This is a genomic window from Frigoribacterium sp. UYMn621 (genome assembly GCF_040549525.1).
GTDB lineage: Bacteria > Actinomycetota > Actinomycetes > Actinomycetales > Microbacteriaceae > Lacisediminihabitans.
Genome location: NZ_JBEPTM010000040.1, coordinates 1 through 3,260 on the forward strand (window position 1 = coordinate 1; position 3,260 = coordinate 3,260).

Annotated in this window: 5 protein-coding genes; 3 read left to right on the forward strand and 2 right to left on the reverse strand. The window is 61.0% G+C overall.

The genetic code is table 11. The features are described 5' to 3' along the window. Window positions 1-483: 483 nt before the first annotated feature. A complete protein-coding gene (locus tag ABIB54_RS17705) occupies window positions 484-825 on the reverse strand; it encodes a hypothetical protein (protein ID WP_354576850.1) in 342 nt (113 codons plus the stop codon). 401 nt (window positions 826-1,226) lie between these two features. Between ABIB54_RS17705 and ABIB54_RS17710 the strand changes: the two genes are divergently transcribed. The 3 genes from ABIB54_RS17710 (at window position 1,227) to ABIB54_RS17720 (ending at window position 2,512) form a co-directional block, all read left to right on the forward strand. Beyond that, entirely contained in the window at window positions 1,227-1,514 is a 288-nt protein-coding gene (locus ABIB54_RS17710; protein WP_354576851.1) for an ArsR/SmtB family transcription factor, read from the forward strand. 2 nt (window positions 1,515-1,516) lie between these two features. After that, window positions 1,517-1,783 (forward strand): hypothetical protein, encoded by a 267-nt coding sequence (locus ABIB54_RS17715; protein ID WP_354576852.1) that lies wholly within the window; start codon window positions 1,517-1,519, stop codon window positions 1,781-1,783. Between the two features lie 225 nt (window positions 1,784-2,008). Then, window positions 2,009-2,512: an SRPBCC family protein gene (locus ABIB54_RS17720; protein WP_354576853.1), complete on the forward strand. Its 504-nt coding sequence runs from the start codon at window positions 2,009-2,011 to the stop codon at window positions 2,510-2,512. 37 nt (window positions 2,513-2,549) lie between these two features. On the opposite strand, the gene ABIB54_RS17725 is transcribed toward ABIB54_RS17720, so the two are convergent. Beyond that, entirely contained in the window at window positions 2,550-2,945 is a 396-nt protein-coding gene (locus ABIB54_RS17725) for a PNPOx family protein (RefSeq protein ID WP_354576854.1), read from the reverse strand. Window positions 2,946-3,260: the final 315 nt, after the last annotated feature.

A 3,260-nucleotide genomic window follows, 5' to 3' on the forward strand; every position in this document is an offset into this window, starting at 1 on the left:
TCGGAACACGCGACAGCAGAACCGGAGTATTTCGTCGACCTGACCCCGACCGACGACCTCGACCAGAACCCGGTTTGATGAGCGATAGACCTTCCCCTTGCGGGCAGCCCTTCCGGCCCAAAAGTGTTCGAAGGAGTACTCTCGCGAGGGCGGGAAACGCCGCCCGCTGACCGTCCGTCCTGCGGGCCTCGGAGTTAACTGAGTTCGATAGCCATCATCACTTGCGCTGGTCGACCTCGAGGTCATCATGAATACTCCAGCCGCACCGGTTACTTGACTAGGAGCCGTCACCTGATCGTGCAGCAGACCCTTGCGACGACCAGCTGAGACCGCCGATGGGATCCAAGACGGTTCCACCTCTGGCCGCGCCACCGAGCGATCAAAGAACACCGCCATCCGCCGATGAAGTCCACATGCGGGGCCCAGTGACCGCGGCGGAGTGTCCGCAGAGCGTCCGGCTACCGGGCGGTGTGAGCTGACGAATCAACTACTCAATTCCACGAGGCAGTTGTCGCTGGTGCGAGGGCGGTCACGCCGCGCTCCGACGATGATGATGCGAGCGGCAATAAGCAGTACAAGCAAAATTGCCAATAGAACTGGGAAGGAATTTCCGATTAGCCACAGCACCACATTGCCTGGCGGAAAGACGCTCGGGTCGAAGCCCCCAGCTTGCTCAGCTCGTATGCCGAGATAGTTGCTCTGCACGTCGACCAAGACAGCAATGACAATGGCCACCGCCAGCGCGACCGCCGAGACCACGATCGCTGCGGTAAGCACGATTCCCGATACCAACGCGGTTCGACCATCTCGGTTGACCTCTGACATGACTGTGACAATATCAGCCGGCCTCATTATCTGCCTGGCGCGTGTCGGGCACCGTCCGCGAGAGGATTCAGCCCGAGAAGCGGGTCTAGTGCACGAGTGGGAAGAAGTTTTTGGTCGCCCAGCACGTTCCACTTACGGGCCGCCGATACGGCGGAGAAGTGGCCTTGAGGTCGCTCTCGCGCCGGCGGGAAATTCCGTCCGCAGGCCGTCCCCCTTACGGGCACTTGCTGAAGTCGGGAATCCGATCTCTGGCGCACCTCGATGAGCACCCGAAAACGCGCCCGGTGATCGTCCCGCAAACGGGCATCCGCTCAGCTGTTTCGTCAAGCGGCAATCGGTATTCGGTATTGACCTCACAGACGCTGCACGTGTAGGTTTTCTATGATAGGTGGAGGTGATGAATGGTCGCACTGAGTCAACGTCTGGCCGCCATCGCCAGCCCGCAACGTATGCGAATCATCGCAGAGTTGATGACCGGTCAAACGCATGTGAGTGAACTGGCTCGGCGCGTGGGGATGTCGCGCGCCCTGCTCTATATGCACCTCACCAAGCTTCAAGAAGCCGGTTTCATTCACGGACATCTCGTGCTGTCCGAAGACGGCAAAGCGCTCAAGCTTTTCGAACTCAGCGACTTCAGTATCACCATCACACCAGGATCGATCGCGGCGGCCCTCCCCGAGGAGAACTAACAATGAACACAACGCTGAATGCAAGCGACTGGTCAAACGTGGGCGCGGCCGGCTGGATCATTCCTGTCGTTGCGATCATCGGCGGGGCGACCTTTTTGACGCTGGCCACCTATTGGAAGTACCGGCATCGCACATCTGAATCTGCCAGTCCGGAGTTGCGCAGAACACTGGATGCGAACACCGAGGCGAGCCGGGCCGTCCTGGCGAAGCTCGACGCACTCGACCAGCGCCTAGCGACCGTCGAGAAGACACTGACAGACATCCCCTAACGACGCCGCACCGCTGACCGTTCCTCTTATCGGAATCGGCTTTGCCGTGATTACCAGGGGAAGAAACGCTCTCGCGAAACTCCGGTCGAAGGTCGTTCCTGAACCGTGTTGCTTCTGTGCTTGGTTCCTCCACGTCCGACGCTCCCTGCGGGGCGGCCCCAGTCATAATGGGGCGCTGCGGCAGCCGGCGGCAGAAGAAGTGACCCCCTCCGTTAGGGTAAAAGCATGAGTGAGACAAGCATCCTCAGCCACCAGGAGTCCGTCATCGTCGAGGCGTCGGCCGCGTTTCTCTACGACCTGCTCTCCGACATCACCCGCACCGGCGAGTGGAGCCCGGTCTGTACGTCATGCTGGTGGGACGACGAGGCCGAGGCCGGTCGAGTCGGTGCCTGGTTCACCGGGCACAACGAGCTCCCGCATCGGACCTGGGAGACCCGTTCTGAGGTAGTGACGGCAGAGCACGGTCGCGAGTTCGCCTGGGTGGTGGGCGGCAGCTTCGTCCGCTGGGGCTTCAGCTTCACCGCCGCGCAGACCGGGACAAAACTCACCGAGTCTTGGGAATTCCTGCCGGACGGGATCGCCATGTTCGAGGACAAGTTTGGCGAAGACGCCCAAGTTGAAATCACCGACCGCACCCAGCAAGCCCTCGATGGCATCCCGAAGACCCTCGCCGCGATCAAACGGATCGCCGAGGTCTCCACCGACGCACGGGCACAGACCCAGTCATGACGGGACCGCTCGGGGAGGGCCGTCTCTGCAATGGTGTCTAGGCGGCGAGCAGTCTCACGAAATGGGTGCGTTTGAGCATCCTGAGCACGAGTCGCTGGAATGGGGTGAACGCCGCGATGCCCTCGGCGGTCGTCATAGGTTCGAGCCCGACTATCTTGGTGGTCACACCGTCGCGCAATATTTCGCCGCCGTTGGCCGCGACCAGATTCCGATACCAGTTGACTTCGGGACCGTAGGTGAGCTCGCAGACGAAGCCGCCTTCGATGGGCTGCACAATGATCGGAGTCTCGAAGGTTTTGCCGCTCTTGCGGCCCACGGTGCGCACGATCGAGAAATGATTGCTGCCCCGGCGGGCTATCCTGCCGGTCAGTCGGTTCAAGCTGTGCTTGATCGTGAACAGCCAGCCTTTGCGGAGCGTCGATCCGAGACCCATGCGAGCAGCCTGCCACATCTGCTATTGGAAGTGGATGGGTTGTGGTCGGGCACTCCGATGCAACAAGTAGAAGAATTTGGTCGCCAACGAGGGTCTAGTCGGTGGCTCCGCGTATTCGACCGGATCCGAAGCGTGACATACTCAAGTTCCACGATTCAGTGTCCCCATTCGGCCTCGAACTGTGCCGCTGAGCGTTCGGGCTGTGACCGAGTAGCGCCGCTGACGGCGCTCAGCGAATTTCCCCGGTCTTGCTCATCGAAGTTCCCCAGGTCGCGGGGTTAGGTTAGCGCAGGTTCGTGCCGGTGGTGACGCGGC

Excerpts from the sequence above, each read along its gene's own strand:
- ABIB54_RS17710 (WP_354576851.1), top strand. The coding sequence starts at position 1,227 with ATGGTCGCACTGAGTCAACGTCTGGCCGCCATCGCCAGCCCGCAACGT.
- ABIB54_RS17705 (WP_354576850.1), bottom strand. The coding sequence starts at position 825 with ATGTCAGAGGTCAACCGAGATGGTCGAACCGCGTTGGTATCGGGAATC.
- ABIB54_RS17720 (WP_354576853.1), top strand. The coding sequence starts at position 2,009 with ATGAGTGAGACAAGCATCCTCAGCCACCAGGAGTCCGTCATCGTCGAG.
- ABIB54_RS17715 (WP_354576852.1), top strand. The coding sequence starts at position 1,517 with ATGAACACAACGCTGAATGCAAGCGACTGGTCAAACGTGGGCGCGGCC.
- ABIB54_RS17725 (WP_354576854.1), bottom strand. The coding sequence starts at position 2,945 with ATGGGTCTCGGATCGACGCTCCGCAAAGGCTGGCTGTTCACGATCAAG.